Here is a 14,444-nt window from a genome sequence, read left to right as displayed (position 1 = left end):
TCCGCTGTGACCGTGCTCGGTGGGTTTTGTCCAGCGCCGCAGCATCGTGGCACCATCCGAGGGTGCGCTCCCACCCGACCCGAACCGCCCTGCTGCCCCTTGCCCTCGGCCTCGTCGCCGCGGCGCTCGCGGGTTGCGCCTCGTCGGCCTCGCCCGTCGCCACCGCGGCCGAGACCCCGGCAGCCCCGGCCACCGGACCGGCTCCGACGTTCGACGGCGCGACGACCGAGGGAGCATTGCTGCTGGCCGCGGCATCGGAGCTCGACGAGGCGATCCTGCCCGCGGGCTTCCGCTACGTCGAGACCGTCGACATCGATCTCTCGGGGTCCACGAGCTCGATCTACGTCCAGGGCCAGCCCGAGGAGCAAGGGCCCGGCCTGTACGTCTACGCGGTCCCCGAGGGCGTCGACGTCGAGTATCTGGGCGACGACTGGGCGCCCGAGCCGGTCCCCGAGCTCTCGGGCGACCTGGCCGTGACCGTGGTGTCCGACCCGGAGGGGCAGGATCGCTCGGTCGTGTCGATCGAGGCACCCCCTGCCGGGACGGTACGGCTCATCGGCGACGGCCTGGTCCGTGACGAGCTGATCGGGATGGCGGGGCGGCTGCTCGACAGCCTCGGCGACGCGGGCTGACGTCTCGACCGCCCTGGCCCCAGAGCTGGCGACTCGCGCCCCGCTCGCTGGCACAGGTGAACGACGAAGGGCCCGCAGCGCACGCTGCGGGCCCTTCGGTCTGCGGAGGATGGGGGATTCGAACCCCCGAGGGCTTTTAACCCAACACGCTTTCCAAGCGTGCGCCATAGGCCACTAGGCGAATCCTCCGTGCTGCAGCGTCGACCCACGCGGGGCGTCAGGCAGCGTGTCGAGAATACCGGACGGACGCCCAGCGACCGAATCGGGCCGCCGGCGCCCGGACCCGGGCCGTTCCGGGGTCGTCCGCCAGCCCGGTCGGGTGCGGCGGGGAGGGGTGCGCCGGGGGCCGGTTTCGGACGACCGCCCGTCCTGGGCTAGGCTGGGTCCAGACCCCTCGTGCGGCACTATCTCACTGAACTCCCCCAGGGCCGGAAGGCAGCAAGGGCAGGTGGGCTCTGGTGGGTGCACGGGGGGTCCTTGCATGCCCGGACCCGGCCGAGGTCCGCTCCGGGCCGAGGTTCGAGCGTGCCCGACGACGTCGCTCGCCTCGCACGGACAGGTGTGGCCTGCGCCACATCGCCTGGGTGGAAAAGCCGCAAAATATCCCAAACCTCTGCCTGTGGACCAGGATGCGGACGAAAATCCGTCCAGCATCTGGAATATCGACCGATGCGGTGGTTTTGGAACGCCGAGCGTGCGCATCATGGAGCCATGACCCGCCCCACGAGCACCGAGCTCACGACGCACCGCGCAGCCTCCTGCTGCCGAATGTCGTGTCGCTCCGTCCTGCGTGGCGCCGGTCGAATGTGCTGTCAGCGCTGACCTGACCCAAGCACCGCACCACCAGCCACGAGTGCAGCCCGGAGACGACCGGAGCCCGCGCCGAAGCGCCCCGCACCTCCCTTCCTGACCACCGACCACCGGTGACGTGTCTTCGCGACCCGTGACCCGCCGTCGGGCAGGAGGACGTTCCACCCGTCACCCCCGTCACCACCACGACGCCCCCCACGGACGCCCTGCGACAACAGCCGGCGCCGTCACCGGAAGGACAGACCATGCTCCGCAAGAACTTCACCCTCGCTGCGATCGCGGCCACCGCAGCCCTCACGCTCGGAGCGTGCGCCACGACCCCCACCGACAGCGGTGCCTCGGCAGGCAGCACCGACGACGTCGTCAAGATCGGCGTCGTCGGCGCGGCCGACGACAAGTGGGCCGTGTTCGAGAAGGTCGCCGAGGAAGAGGGCCTGAACATCGAGATCGTCGACTTCGGCGACTACCAGCAGGCCAACCCGGCGCTCTCGCAGGACCAGATCGACCTCAACCAGTTCCAGCACCTGCAGTTCCTCGCGGGCTACAACGTCGAGGCCGGCGACGACCTCCAGCCCATCGGCGCCACCGCGGTCTACCCGCTCGCGCTCTACTCGTCCAAGCACACGGCGCTCGAGGACATCCCGGCCGGCGGCGAGATCGCGGTCCCGAACGACGCGACCAACCTCGCCCGCGCGCTCCTCGTCCTCCAGGAGGCGGGGCTCATCGAGCTCAAGGACGGCGGCAGCTCGCTGTCGACCGAGGCCGACGTGCTCCCGTCCTCGAAGGTCAAGGTCACCCCGGTCGACGCCGCGCAGACCGCGATCTCGCTCCAGTCCGTCGACGGCGCGATCATCAACAACGACTTCCTCGAGGACGCCGGCCTGGCCCCTGAGGACGCACTGTTCCAGGACGACCCCGACTCCGCGGCCTCCGAGCCCTACATCAACGTGTGGGTCGCCCGCGCCGAGGACAAGGACGACGAGACCCTCCTGAAGATCGCCGCCCTCTCGCAGAACGAAGAGGTCATCGCCGCAGAGAAGAAGGCCTCGGGCGGCACCGCGGTCATCAAGGACAACTCGCCGGCGGAGCTCCAGGAGATCCTCGCGGGGATCGAGGAGAACTACCGCGCCCAGGGCTGACCCTTCGGCGCGAGCCACCGGTGCCCGACGACGTCACTCACCTGACGTCGTCGGGCACCGGCGCGCTCCCTCCCGGGCGATGCGCACGCTGCTCTCGCCCGGGCGGCCCGGTGCCTGTTGGATAGGAGCTGTCCGCACGCGTCGGCAGCACGGCCACCAGACCGCAGCCCCACCGCACCACGTCGGCCCACGGCTCTCACGAGGAGCCCGGCCGCCCCACCCCGCACGAGAGGTTCCTCCGTGAGCACCACCTCGGACACGATGGTCCGATTCCGCGACGTGACGAAGGTCTTCGGGACCGGTCCGTCCGCCGTGGCGGCCGTCGACGGCGTCACCCTGGACATCGAGGCGGGTGAGATCTTCGGCGTCATCGGCTACTCGGGCGCGGGCAAGAGCACGCTCGTCCGGCTCATCAACGCGCTCGAGCCCGTCACGTCGGGCAGCGTCGTGGTCGACGGGGACGAGGTGAGCACACTCTCCGAGCGCGAGCTGCGCCCCGTGCGCGCGAGCATCGGCATGATCTTCCAGCAGTTCAACCTGCTGTCCTCGCGGACCGTCGCCGGGAACGTGGCCTACGCGCTCAAGGTCGCGGGCTGGGACAAGCCGCGGCGCGAGGCGCGCGTCGCCGAGCTCCTCGAGTTCGTGGGGCTCTCCGACAAGGCCGGGGCGTACCCGTCGCAGCTCTCGGGCGGGCAGAAGCAGCGCGTCGGCATCGCGCGCGCGCTCGCCACCTCGCCCAAGCTCCTGCTCGCGGACGAGGCGACGAGCGCGCTCGACCCCGAGACGACGCGCGACGTCCTCGCGCTCCTGCGCCGCGTCAACGCCGAGCTCGGCGTGACGATCGTCGTCATCACGCACGAGATGGACGTCGTGCGCTCGACCTGCCACCGCGTCGCGGTCATGGAGCACGGCAAGGTCGTCGAGGTCGGCGAGGTCTACGACGTGTTCTCCTCGCCCCAGGCCACCGCGACCAAGAAGTTCGTCGGGACGGCGCTGCGCGACCGTCCCGGCCCCGAGGCGCTCGAACGCCTGCGTCGCCGGCACCCCGGACGCCTCGTGACGGTCGGCGTCCACGAGGACGGGACCTCGGGCGCGAGCCTGACCCGGCTCCTGCGCGAGCACGGGCTCGACGGCTCCGTGGTGTTCGGCGGGATCTCCGAGATCGGGGAGCGGCCCTTCGGGTCGCTCACGCTCGAGCTCGCGGGCGACGACGCCACGATCGCGGCGTTCCTCACCGAGCTCGCGACGACCACCGACGTCGTCGACCTCGGGACCGCCGCCGACCCGCGCGACGACCCGCGCGTCGTGGCCGGGGCGAGCGACGAGTCGGGCGAGGGGGACGGCACGACCGGTGCTCCGCCGTCGGGCCGGGTCGACGAACCCGACCCGCGCGACGCCTGGCAGAGCGAGAGATGGCCCGGGACGGGCAGCACCGGGACCTCGGGGCTCGGTCGTCCCGGCACGCAGGGCACCCAGCCCGGTGACTTCGGCACCGAGCCCGGCACGTTCGGAGGCGCGCGATGAACCGCGACTGGTCCACCCTGTGGCCGATCCTGCTGTCCTCGCTCGGCGAGACGCTCTACATGGTCTCGATCGCGCTCCTCGCGGGCGGGCTCGGCGGCCTGGTCCTGGGGCTCGCGCTCTACTGCACGCGCAAGGGCAACCTGCTGGCGAACACCGTGGTGTTCAACGTCCTCAACGTGCTCGTCAACATCGTGCGACCCATCCCGTTCATCATCTTCCTGACGATGATCTACCCCGTGACGCTCGCGGTCGTCGGGACGACGATCGGCACCGAGGCGTTCATCCTGCCGCTGTCGGTCATGACGGCTTTCGGGACCTCGCGCATCGTCGAGCAGAACCTCGTGAGCATCGACCCGGGCGTGGTCGAGGCCGCGCGCGCCATGGGTGCCTCGCCCTGGCGGATCATCCGGACCGTGCTCATCCCCGAGGCGCTCGCGCCGCTCATCCTGGGCTACACGTTCATCTTCGTGGCCGTGATCGACATGTCGGCCATGGCCGGCTACATCGGCGGCGGCGGCCTGGGTGACTTCGCGATCCGCTACGGCTACCAGCGCTACAACTGGGCCGTGACGGCCGTGACGGTCGTGGTCATCATCGTGATCGTGCAGGTCGTGCAGTTCTTCGGCAACTGGCTCGCGCGCAAGGTCCTGCGGCGCTGACGCACCACCCGAGGTGGGTCGGCTCCCCGCCGACGGACCGACTGCGGGTCCCCGGGCAGCACGCCCGGGGACCCGCTGTGCGGGCTGTCAGCCACGCCGTCTAGAGTTGCCGGGGTGAGCACCGCCCTGTACCGCCGCTACCGGCCAGAGACCTTCGCCGAGGTCATCGGGCAGGACCACGTCACCGGACCCCTGCGGCAGGCACTGCGCAGCGGACGCGTGAACCACGCCTACCTCTTCTCGGGCCCTCGCGGCTGCGGCAAGACGACCTCGGCGCGCATCCTCGCCCGCACGCTGAACTGCGCGCGCAACACCGAGGAGACGCCCATCGACACCCCCTGCGGGGAGTGCTCGTCCTGCATCGAGCTCGCACGCGGCGGCTCGGGCAGCCTCGACGTCATCGAGATCGACGCGGCCTCGCACAACGGTGTCGACGACGCCCGTGAGCTCCGCGAGCGCGCGACCTTCGCGCCCGCCCGGGACCGGTACAAGATCTTCATCCTCGACGAGGCCCACATGGTCACGCCGCAGGGGTTCAACGCGCTCCTCAAGCTGGTCGAGGAGCCGCCGCCCCACGTGAAGTTCATCTTCGCGACGACCGAGCCGGACAAGGTCATCGGGACCATCCGGTCGCGCACGCACCACTACCCGTTCCGGCTGGTCCCGCCGGACGTCCTGGGTCCGTACCTCGAGCAGCTCTGCGCCGCGGAGGGCGTGACGATCGGGACCGGCGTCGTGCCGCTCGTCGTGCGCTCGGGCGGCGGCTCGGTGCGTGACTCGCTGTCCGTCATGGACCAGCTCATCGCAGGTGCGGAGGCCGGGAACGTCGACTACGAGCGCGCCGTGGACCTCCTGGGCTTCACGCACGCCTCGCTGCTCGACGACGTGGTGGAGGCCCTCGCGGCCCGCGACGGCGCGAGCATCTTCCGGGTCGTCGAGCAGATCATCACCACGGGGCACGAGCCGCGCCGCTTCGTCGAGGACCTGCTCGAGCGCCTGCGCGACCTGATCGTCATCTCGGTCTCGGGCGGTGCCGCGGACGCGGTGCTGCGCGACGTCCCGTCCGACCAGCTCGAGCGCATGAAGGCCCAGGCCCAGCACCTCGGGGCGGCCGAGCTGTCGCGCGCAGCAGACCTGGTCAACGCGGCGCTCACCGAGATGAGCGGCGCCACGTCCCCGCGCCTGCACCTCGAGCTCCTGTGCGCCCGCCTCCTGCTCCCCGGGGTGGACGACGGCGCGGCGGGGCTCGCGGCGCGCATCGACCGGTTGGAGCGGGGCGGCCTGGGCACCGGCGGCCTCGCGCCCGTCGCATCCGCACCGCGGTCCGGCGGCCCCGAGGGGCTCGTCGCTGCACCGCCGCGGGGCGCGCGGGTCGAGGAGGACGTCACCCCCGTCGCGCCCGCCAACGGGCTGAGCGGGGCCGCGGCCGCACGCGCCGCGCTCCAGGCGCGCAAGAGCGGGGAGGGGGCTGCAGCTCCTGCCGTGCCTGCTGCTGCGCCCGTTCCTGCTGTGCCTGCTGTGCCTGCTGTGGCGGCGCCGACCGCTCCTGTGGTCGCGGCGCCGTCCGTACCTGTGGTCGCGGTGCCGGCCGAGGCCGCCCCTCAGGCGGACGAGCCCGCCCGCTCGAGCGAGGCGGTCGCCCCGGCGACCGACGACCGGCCGGTCGTGGTACCCGTCGGCGACGCGCACGCCGAGCCGGCGGAGTCGGTGCGAGTCGGTGCAGAGAGCCCCGTGGACCACGCGGCACCGGTCGCCGAGCACGCTTCCGGCCTCGTCGAGCCCGCAGGTGATGCGGCGCCTGCGGCTGCCCTCGGCGCGGAATCCGCCGCTGCGGAGCCCGTCGACGCTGGGCCCGAGCGGGGTGCGCCCCGCGCAGCCGCTGCTGCTGCACCGGTCGTCGAGCCCGTCTCGCCCGCCGGGGAGGCTCCTGCCCAGCCCGAGGTCACAGCGCCTTCGCCCGGTGCCGGACAGGCCTCGAACCACGCCGACGCGCTCAGCACCGACGCGCTGCGTCGTCGCTGGCCCGAGGTCCTCCAGACCCTCAGCACGAGCCGCGTCACGTGGTCCCTCGTGAGCGCCAACGCGCAGGTCGGCGAGCTCACGTCGGACACGCTGTACCTCGCGTTCCAGACGCCGGCTCTCGCGCGGACCTTCTCCACCTCCCGGCACACGGGGGCGGTCCAGGAGGCCGTCTACCAGACGCTCGGGTTCCAGGTCCGGGTCGAGGCCCGCCTCGACGAGGGCGGCGGCCCGGCGCCGAGCGTGCCGGCGCCTGCCGCACCCCCGGCTCCACGTCACGACGACCCGTCGGTCGCAGGACCGTCGGCCCCGGCCGACGTGTCCGCGCACGAGATCTCGGGCGGGTCCGGCGCGTCGGGCTCGGGCGGGAACGGGTCCGCCGGGGCGCCGTCACCGACCTCCGACCCCGTGGGCACCATCGCTGCGCCGACGACCGCGAGTGGCCCCGGTGTCCCGCACCACACGGGCGAAGCCGCCTTGCAGCACGAGCAGCGGAGCAGCGTCGCGGTCCAGGAACGCCCGGCTCCCGTGACCGCTCCTCCCGTACCTGCTCCCGAGGCACCCGTGGTCGAGCCCCCGGTCGTCAACGCGGCCGACGAGGCCTGGCTCGCGGGAGCCTCCATGACCGAGCCGCCCGCGGACTTCGACGAGGGCCCGGAACCGCCGCCCGTGGACGTGAGGCGAGCGGCGCCGTCGGGCAACCGGCAGACGCTGCGCGCGCCCGCCGCGCCCAGCGCCCCGACCCCCGCCCCCGCGGGACCGCCGCCCGGCGTCCGCGAGTCACGTCGCCAGACGCTCGAGCGTCAGGCCGCCGAGCAGAAGGCTCGGCAGTCCTCGGCCCGCGTCACGACCTCGATCGAGGACGACTCGCCCTCGGACGACGACCCGGACCTGGCCTCGTCGGGCCTGGTCGGTGCGCCCCTCGTCGCGCAGCTCCTGGGCGGCGTCGTGATCGACGAGACCATCGACACCGGGCTCTGACGTGAGTCCCCGCGGTGAGCTCCACCACGTCGAGCTCTGGGTCGAGGACCTCGACACCGCGGAGAGCTCGTGGGCGTGGCTGCTCGACGAGCTCGGCTACACGCGCTTCCAGACGTGGGCCACGGGGCAGAGCTGGCTGCGCGGTGCGACGTACATCGTGCTCGAGGCGAGCCCCGCGGTCCGTGGCAAGGGGCACGACCGCATGCGCCCCGGGGTCAACCACCTGGCGTTCACGGGCGGCCGGCGCAGCGAGGTCGACGACCTCGTGACCCGCGCTGCCGAGCACGGGTGGAGCCTCATGTTCGCCGACGCCCACCCGTACGCGGGCGGGCCCGACCACTACGCGGCCTACCTCGAGAACGAGGACGGCTTCGAGGTCGAGATCGTCGCGGACGAGACCTGAGCGGACCCGCACGGACGACGGCCGCGCGCCGCCTCCGGGGCGGCCCCGAGCGTCGGCGGCGCCACGTAGGCTGGGGACGTGTATGAAGGCGCGGTCCAGGACCTGATCGACGAGCTCGGCCGACTCCCCGGGGTCGGCCCCAAGAGTGCCCAACGCATCGCGTTCCACCTCCTCGCGGCCGACGCCGCGGACGTGCGTCGGCTCACCGACGCGCTGACCGAGGTCAAGCTGCGCGTGCGCTTCTGCGAGGTCTGCGGCAACGTGGCTGAGGGCGAGCGGTGCCGCATCTGCCTCGACCCCCGGCGCTCGGCCGCAGTGATCTGCGTCGTCGAGGAGCCCAAGGACGTCGTCGCGATCGAGCGCACGCGTGAGTTCCGGGGCAAGTACCACGTGCTCGGCGGGGCCATCAACCCCATGGACAACGTGGGTCCCGACGACCTGCGCATCCGTGAGCTGCTCACGCGACTGGCCGACGGCGAGGTGCAGGAGGTCATCCTCGCGACCGACCCCAACGTCGAGGGCGAGGCCACGGCCACCTACCTCACGCGCATGCTGTCCCCGATGGGCCTGCGGGTCACCCGCCTCGCGTCCGGGCTGCCCGTGGGTGGAGACTTGGAGTACGCGGACGAGGTCACGCTGGGGCGGGCCTTCGAGGGACGGAGAGTCGTCAGTGGTTGAGATCAGCGAGGCACTGGGGTCCGACCTCCGGTCGGTCGCCGCGTCCGTGTCCGCCGAGGCCCGCACCTTCCTGACCACCACGGCGGAGGTCGCGTCGGGCGCAGCCCCCGAGGCCGCGATCCCGCTCCTGCTGCTCGCCACGTCGGACATGCTCGCGGCCGGGGCGCGCCTCGGCGCCATGATGGACGTCGTCCCGGACGAGCGCTTCGAGCCCGATGCCGGCCCCGAGACCGACCTCGACCCGCTGCGCGAGGCACTCGCGCAGCTCCTCGACGGTCTGGACGAGTACCCGGAGATCGTCGACCCCGTGCTGGGCGCCGTCGTCGGGCAGGCGTTCGTGTCCGGGGACATCGCGTGCATCGCCGAGGCGCTCGCCAAGGGGCTCCAGCACTACGACTCGGGCCAGGAGCTCGAGGCGCTGTGGTGGTGGCAGTTCTCCTACCTGTCCCTGTGGGGAGAGCGCGCGGCGAGCGCGCTGCGCGTCCTGCAGATGGTGCTCGCGCACCTGCGCCTCGACGTCGAGGACGACGTCGCGGCCGAGGCGGAGTACGACGCGCTGCAGTCCTGACCGGGTGAGCACCGGGGCGCCAGCACCCGGGTGACCTCTCCGCCGTCGTGCAAGACTGCCGTGTGACCTGGGACCTCGCCGCGACGCTTCCTCTCGTGGCGCACGCGCCGCTCGCCGCGGGCGACGGGATCGTGCTGCCCGGGTCGGGCGGTCTCGAGCTCGACCTCCTGACGATCTCCCTCCTGGTCCTCGCCGGCCTGACCGCCGGATGGATCGACACCGTGGTCGGTGGGGGAGGGCTCGTCCAGCTCCCCGCGCTGCTGCTCGTGCCGGGCATCAGCCCGGTCCAGGCCCTCGCGACCAACAAGCTCGCGAGCATCATGGGCACCTCGGTGAGCGCCACGACCTACTACCGGCGGGTGGGCCCCGACCTGCGGACCGCGGGGCCCATGGCGATCGCGGCCCTGTTCGGCGCGATCGGCGGCGCGGCGCTCGCGTCGAAGATCCCCGCCGAGCTGTTCAAGCCGATCATCCTCGTGGTCCTGATCGCGGTGGCCGTCTACACGATCGCCAAGCCCCGGCTCGGGCACACGACGAACCTGCGCTGGGAGGGCAACGGGCACCGGTGGGCCGCGGCCGGGATCGGGCTCGTGATCGGGTTCTACGACGGGCTGCTCGGTCCCGGGACGGGGACGTTCTTCGTCATCTCGCTCGTGAGCATCCTGGGGTACGCGTTCCTGCCCGCCTCGGCGCTCGCGAAGATCGCCAACTTCGCGACCAACGCGGGCGCGCTCATCTTCTTCGTCCCGTACGGGGCGGTGCTGTGGGGGTTGGGGCTCGCGATCGGGGCCGCGAACCTGCTGGGCGCGTACATCGGGGCGCGCATGGCAGTGGCCAAGGGCAGCGGGTTCGTGCGGGTCGTGTTCGTGGTCGTCGTGGGGGCGCTCATCTGCAAGCTCGGGTACGACGTCGTCACGAGCCTCGGGGAGTGACCTCGCCCGACGCCGGGTCGGGCCGGGTGCTTGCCGGCGGCTGCCGAGCACGAGGTTGCGGTCGTTCTCGGGCTCAGGACGACCACAACCTCGTGCTCGGCACCCGGTAGCCAGTATCCCCGCAGGTCAGCGACCGGCACGGGCCCGGACCGCCCGCATCCTGAGCCCCCTCCCGCCGCTCACGGGCCCCGGGCTATCATCGACCGACTCGTAAAACACCCGGCGGGCCGTTGAGAGAGACGGAGGCCGGCGACGTAACGGAGCAGGCTAGTGGCACTTGTCGTGCAGAAATATGGTGGCTCGTCGGTAGCTGATGCGGAGAGCATCAAGCGGGTGGCGAAGCGCATCGCAGAGACCAAGCGGGCCGGACATGACGTGGTCGTCGTGGTCTCGGCCATGGGTGACACGACGGACGAGCTCATCGATCTCGCCCAGCAGGTCACCCCCCTTCCCCCCCAGCGCGAGATGGACATCCTGCTCACGGCAGGTGAGCGCATCTCGATGTCGTTGCTGGCGATGGCGATCAACAACCTCGGCGTCAAGGCCAAGTCGTTCACGGGCCAGCAGGCCGGCGTGATCACGGACGCCGTGCACGGCAAGGCGCACATCGTCGACGTCGTGCCGCACCGCATCCGCGAGACGGTCGAGAAGGGCTCGGTCGCGATCGTCGCCGGGTTCCAGGGCGTCACGCAGAGCACCAACGACGTGACGACCCTCGGTCGCGGCGGCTCGGACACCACGGCGGTCGCGCTCGCGGCCGGCCTGGGCGCCGACGTGTGCGAGATCTACACCGACGTCGACGGCGTGTTCACCGCGGACCCGCGCATCGTGCCGACGGCCCGCAAGATCGACCGCATCTCCTACGAGGAGATGCTCGACATGGCGGCGAGCGGGGCCAAGGTCCTGGTGCTGCGCTGCGTCGAGTACGCGCGCCGCTACGGCGTGCCCATCCACGTCCGTTCGTCGTTCTCGACGAAGCCGGGGACCATCGTGTCGAACGACGCGCGCCCCGTGCCCAACGTCCCCCAGCAGGCTCCCGGCCACCCGGCCGACAACGAGGCAGAGGTCATCATGGAAGATCCGATCATCTCGGGCGTCGCGCACGACCGCAGCGAGGCCAAGATCACCGTCGTGGGCGTCCCGGACGTCCCGGGCACGGCCGCCCGCATCTTCGAGGTCGTGGCCGGTGCCGGCGCGAACATCGACATGATCGTCCAGAACGTCTCGGTCGCGGCCACGGGCCTGACCGACATCTCGTTCACGCTCCCCATGGACGACGGCGCGCTCGCGACCACGGCCCTGGACGCCGTGCGCGAGGAGATCGGTTTCGCGTCGCTCCAGTACGACGACCAGATCGGCAAGGTCTCGCTCATCGGTGCGGGCATGAAGTCGAGCCCGGGCGTGTCCGCGCGCCTGTTCGGTGCGCTGCGTGACGCGGGCATCAACATCGAGATGATCACGACGTCCGAGATCCGCATCTCGGTCGTCACGCGGGCCGACAGCCTCGACGACGCGGTGCGGGCCATCCACACCGCGTTCGAGCTGGACGGCGAGAGCGAAGCAGTCGTCTACGCCGGCACCGGCCGTTGAGCGAGGAGAGCACCATGAGCAACCAGAACTCTGCCGGCCTCGTCGTCGGCGTCGTCGGGGCGACCGGTCAGGTCGGCGCCGTCATGCGCCGTCTGCTCGAGGAGCGTGACTTCCCCGTCGCGCAGATCCGCTACTTCGCCTCGGCCCGCTCCGCGGGCAGCACGCTGCCCTGGAAGGGCGAGGACGTCGTGGTCGAGGACGCGGCCACGGCCGACGTGTCGGGTCTCGACATCGCCCTGTTCTCCGCGGGCGGTGCGACCGCCAAGGCGCAGGCCGAGCGCTATGCCGCCGCGGGCGTCGTCGTGATCGACAACTCCTCGGCGTGGCGCATGGACCCGGACGTCCCGCTCGTCGTGTCCGAGGTCAACCCGGAAGCGATCCACGAGGCGCGCAAGGGCATCATCGCGAACCCGAACTGCACCACGATGGCCGCGATGCCGGTCCTCAAGCCGCTCGCGGACGAGGCAGGCCTCGAGCGCCTGATCGTCGCGACGTACCAGGCGGTCTCGGGAGCGGGACTGGCCGGCGCGGCCGAGCTCCGTGACCAGGCGGTCGCAGGGGCCGAGCAGGACCTCACGGGTCTGGTGCACTCGGGCAGCGCGGTCACGTTCCCCGCACCGGACAAGTTCCCGCGCAACATCGCGTTCAACGTGGTGCCGCTCGCCGGGTCGATCGTCGACGACGGCGAGGAGGAGACCGACGAGGAGAAGAAGCTCCGCAACGAGTCGCGCAAGATCCTGGGCCTTCCCGACCTCCTGGTCGCGGGCACGTGCGTGCGCGTCCCGGTCTTCACGGGGCACTCGCTCGCGATCCACGCCGAGTTCGCTCAGGCCATCACCCCGGACCGCGCGCGCGAGCTGCTCGCGTCGGCCCCGGGCGTCGAGCTCTCGGACGTCCCCAACCCGCTCGAGGCCGCAGGTGCCGACCCGTCGTTCGTGGGCCGCATCCGCACCGACCAGAGCGTGCCGGGCGGTCGCGGCCTGGTGCTGTTCGTCTCGAACGACAACCTCCGCAAGGGTGCCGCGCTCAACGCGGTGCAGGTCGCGGAGCTGGTCGCGGCAGACCTCACGAGCAAGGCCGCTGCCTCGGCCTGACTCGTGCTGCCGGGAAGGGCAGGGGCTGTGGCTCCCGCCCGTCCCGCTGGTCCGGAGACGGACCAGGCATCACGGTGCCCGACGGCGCCCCTCACCTTCCGGTGGGCGGGCGCCGTCGGGCTGTGCGCACCTCGTCCGGCCCCTCGGAACGCCCTGCGACGGCCCGCGGCTCCCCTCACGGCAGCGTCGGCTCGCACGGGAGCCGTTGCGCGCGCCGAACCGCCGGACGCCCGACAGACTCGGGGGAGACCCGCGCCTCCCGTGCGCCGGGCACGACGCGGAGGTGTCTCCCGTGACCAACCCCCAGCTCCCGGCGCCTGTACCTGCACCGGACCCCGAGCCGCAGCCCGTGCTGTACCAGCTCACGACGTCGGCGGAGTTCCTCGTGGTGAGCTCCACGGGGAGCCCTGAGGCGGACGCGACGCTGCTCGGTGTCGCCTCCGACGTCAACGGTCTGGTGCGCTCGGTCGGGTTCCGGCAGGGGCGGGCCGAGCTGTCGTGCGTCGTGGGCCTCGGGTCGAGCTTCTGGGACCGCGTGCGTCCCGCAGGGGCGCCGCGTCCCGCGCACCTGCACCCGCTCAGGGCACTTGCCGGCGCACGCCACACGGCCCCGTCGACCCCGGGCGACGTGCTCTTCCACCTCCGCGCCGACCGGGCGGACCTGACGTTCGAGCTGGCCCGCCAGATCATGCGTGCGCTGGGGGACGCGGTGGTCGTCGAGGACTCGACCACGGGCTTCCGGTACTTCGACTCGCGCGACCTCCTGGGCTTCGTCGACGGGACGGAGAACCCGACGGGCCGGGCGGCCCCCGAGGCCGCTCTGGTCGTGGACGAGCCGGACTTCGTGGGCGGGAGCTACGTCGTGGTGCAGAAGTACGTGCACGACCTCGACGCGTGGAACGGGCTGAGCACCGAGGAGCAGGAGAAGGCGATCGGGCGGACCAAGCTCGACGACATCGAGCTCGACGACGACGTCAAGCCCAGCAACTCGCACGTCGCGCTCAACGTGATCGAGGACGAGAACGGCGAGGAGCTCGCGATCCTGCGCGACAACATGCCGTTCGGCGACGCGGGCGCGGGCGAGTTCGGGACGTACTACATCGCGTACGCGAAGGACCCCGGGGTGACCGAGCTCATGCTGCACCGCATGTTCATCGGCGAGCCGGAGGGCAACACCGACCGGATCCTCGAGGTGTCCACGGCCCTGACCGGGTCGTTGTTCTTCGTGCCGTCGCTCGACCTGCTCGAGAGCCTCGCGGACGACGAGGTCGAGCAGCAGCCCGGGAGCGGGGCGATGGCGGTCGGGTCGTGAGGGGGTGACCGATCGACGCCGAGAAGTGGGGGGTGGGGGCCGGGGGCCCCGCGCGCCGGGGGCGCCCGCGCAAGTGGGGGGGGGGGGCCCCCGGCGGGCCCGC

The 14,444-nt window shown here is 72.1% G+C and carries 12 protein-coding genes, 1 tRNA gene and 1 other RNA gene; 13 read left to right on the top strand and 1 reads right to left on the bottom strand.

Going from position 1 to position 14,444, the window contains the following annotated elements:
- Positions 1-62 precede the first annotated feature (62 nt).
- Entirely contained in the window at positions 63-632 is a 570-nt protein-coding gene (locus ACFWGN_RS00170) for a hypothetical protein (RefSeq protein WP_377615151.1), read from the top strand.
- 103 nt (positions 633-735) lie between these two features.
- Here ACFWGN_RS00170 and ACFWGN_RS00165 read toward each other — a convergent pair.
- Positions 736-821, bottom strand: a tRNA-Ser gene (locus ACFWGN_RS00165).
- A 196-nt stretch (positions 822-1,017) separates the two neighbouring features.
- On the opposite strand from ACFWGN_RS00165, the gene ffs reads away from it, so the two are divergent.
- From ffs to ACFWGN_RS00105, 12 genes are all read left to right on the top strand, one after another.
- An RNA gene (gene ffs, locus ACFWGN_RS00160) (signal recognition particle sRNA small type) lies at positions 1,018-1,114 on the top strand.
- A 573-nt stretch (positions 1,115-1,687) separates the two neighbouring features.
- Positions 1,688-2,581, top strand: a complete 894-nt coding sequence (locus ACFWGN_RS00155; RefSeq protein WP_377615150.1) for a MetQ/NlpA family ABC transporter substrate-binding protein — start codon at positions 1,688-1,690, stop codon at positions 2,579-2,581.
- A gap of 240 nt (positions 2,582-2,821) precedes the next feature.
- Positions 2,822-4,105 carry a methionine ABC transporter ATP-binding protein gene (locus ACFWGN_RS00150; protein ID WP_377615149.1) on the top strand — a complete coding sequence of 428 codons (1,284 nt, stop codon included), beginning with the start codon at positions 2,822-2,824 and terminating at the stop codon, positions 4,103-4,105.
- Positions 4,102-4,764 carry a methionine ABC transporter permease gene (locus ACFWGN_RS00145; protein ID WP_377615148.1) on the top strand — a complete coding sequence of 221 codons (663 nt, stop codon included), beginning with the start codon at positions 4,102-4,104 and terminating at the stop codon, positions 4,762-4,764. Before ACFWGN_RS00150 ends, ACFWGN_RS00145 begins: the two co-directional genes overlap by 4 nt.
- A gap of 114 nt (positions 4,765-4,878) precedes the next feature.
- Positions 4,879-7,764, top strand: a complete 2,886-nt coding sequence (locus tag ACFWGN_RS00140; RefSeq protein WP_377615147.1) for a DNA polymerase III subunit gamma and tau — start codon at positions 4,879-4,881, stop codon at positions 7,762-7,764.
- A 1-nt stretch (position 7,765) separates the two neighbouring features.
- Complete coding sequence (locus ACFWGN_RS00135; protein WP_191805285.1) at positions 7,766-8,167, top strand: VOC family protein; 402 nt, start codon at positions 7,766-7,768, stop codon at positions 8,165-8,167.
- A gap of 78 nt (positions 8,168-8,245) precedes the next feature.
- On the top strand, positions 8,246-8,845 hold the full coding sequence (gene recR / locus ACFWGN_RS00130; protein ID WP_191805283.1) for a recombination mediator RecR: 600 nt from the start codon (positions 8,246-8,248) through the stop codon (positions 8,843-8,845).
- Positions 8,838-9,413, top strand: a complete 576-nt coding sequence (locus ACFWGN_RS00125) for a DUF5063 domain-containing protein (protein WP_191805281.1) — start codon at positions 8,838-8,840, stop codon at positions 9,411-9,413. The genes recR and ACFWGN_RS00125 overlap by 8 nt, the downstream gene beginning before the upstream one ends.
- A gap of 134 nt (positions 9,414-9,547) precedes the next feature.
- Complete coding sequence (locus tag ACFWGN_RS00120) at positions 9,548-10,345, top strand: TSUP family transporter (RefSeq protein ID WP_377615446.1); 798 nt, start codon at positions 9,548-9,550, stop codon at positions 10,343-10,345.
- Between the two features lie 270 nt (positions 10,346-10,615).
- Positions 10,616-11,935 (top strand): aspartate kinase, encoded by a 1,320-nt coding sequence (locus ACFWGN_RS00115; RefSeq protein ID WP_191805275.1) that lies wholly within the window; start codon positions 10,616-10,618, stop codon positions 11,933-11,935.
- Between the two features lie 14 nt (positions 11,936-11,949).
- Positions 11,950-13,029, top strand: coding sequence for an aspartate-semialdehyde dehydrogenase (locus ACFWGN_RS00110; RefSeq protein WP_191805273.1), 1,080 nt, complete (start codon positions 11,950-11,952; stop codon positions 13,027-13,029).
- Between the two features lie 292 nt (positions 13,030-13,321).
- A complete protein-coding gene (locus ACFWGN_RS00105; RefSeq protein ID WP_377615146.1) occupies positions 13,322-14,341 on the top strand; it encodes a Dyp-type peroxidase in 1,020 nt (339 codons plus the stop codon).
- Positions 14,342-14,444 lie beyond the last annotated feature (103 nt).

The sequence above is a fragment of the Oerskovia sp. NPDC060338 genome (assembly GCF_042726295.1).
GTDB lineage: Bacteria > Actinomycetota > Actinomycetes > Actinomycetales > Cellulomonadaceae > Oerskovia > Oerskovia merdavium.
Note: the sequence above shows the minus strand (reverse complement) of the source record. Positions and strands in the feature narration are given on the sequence as shown.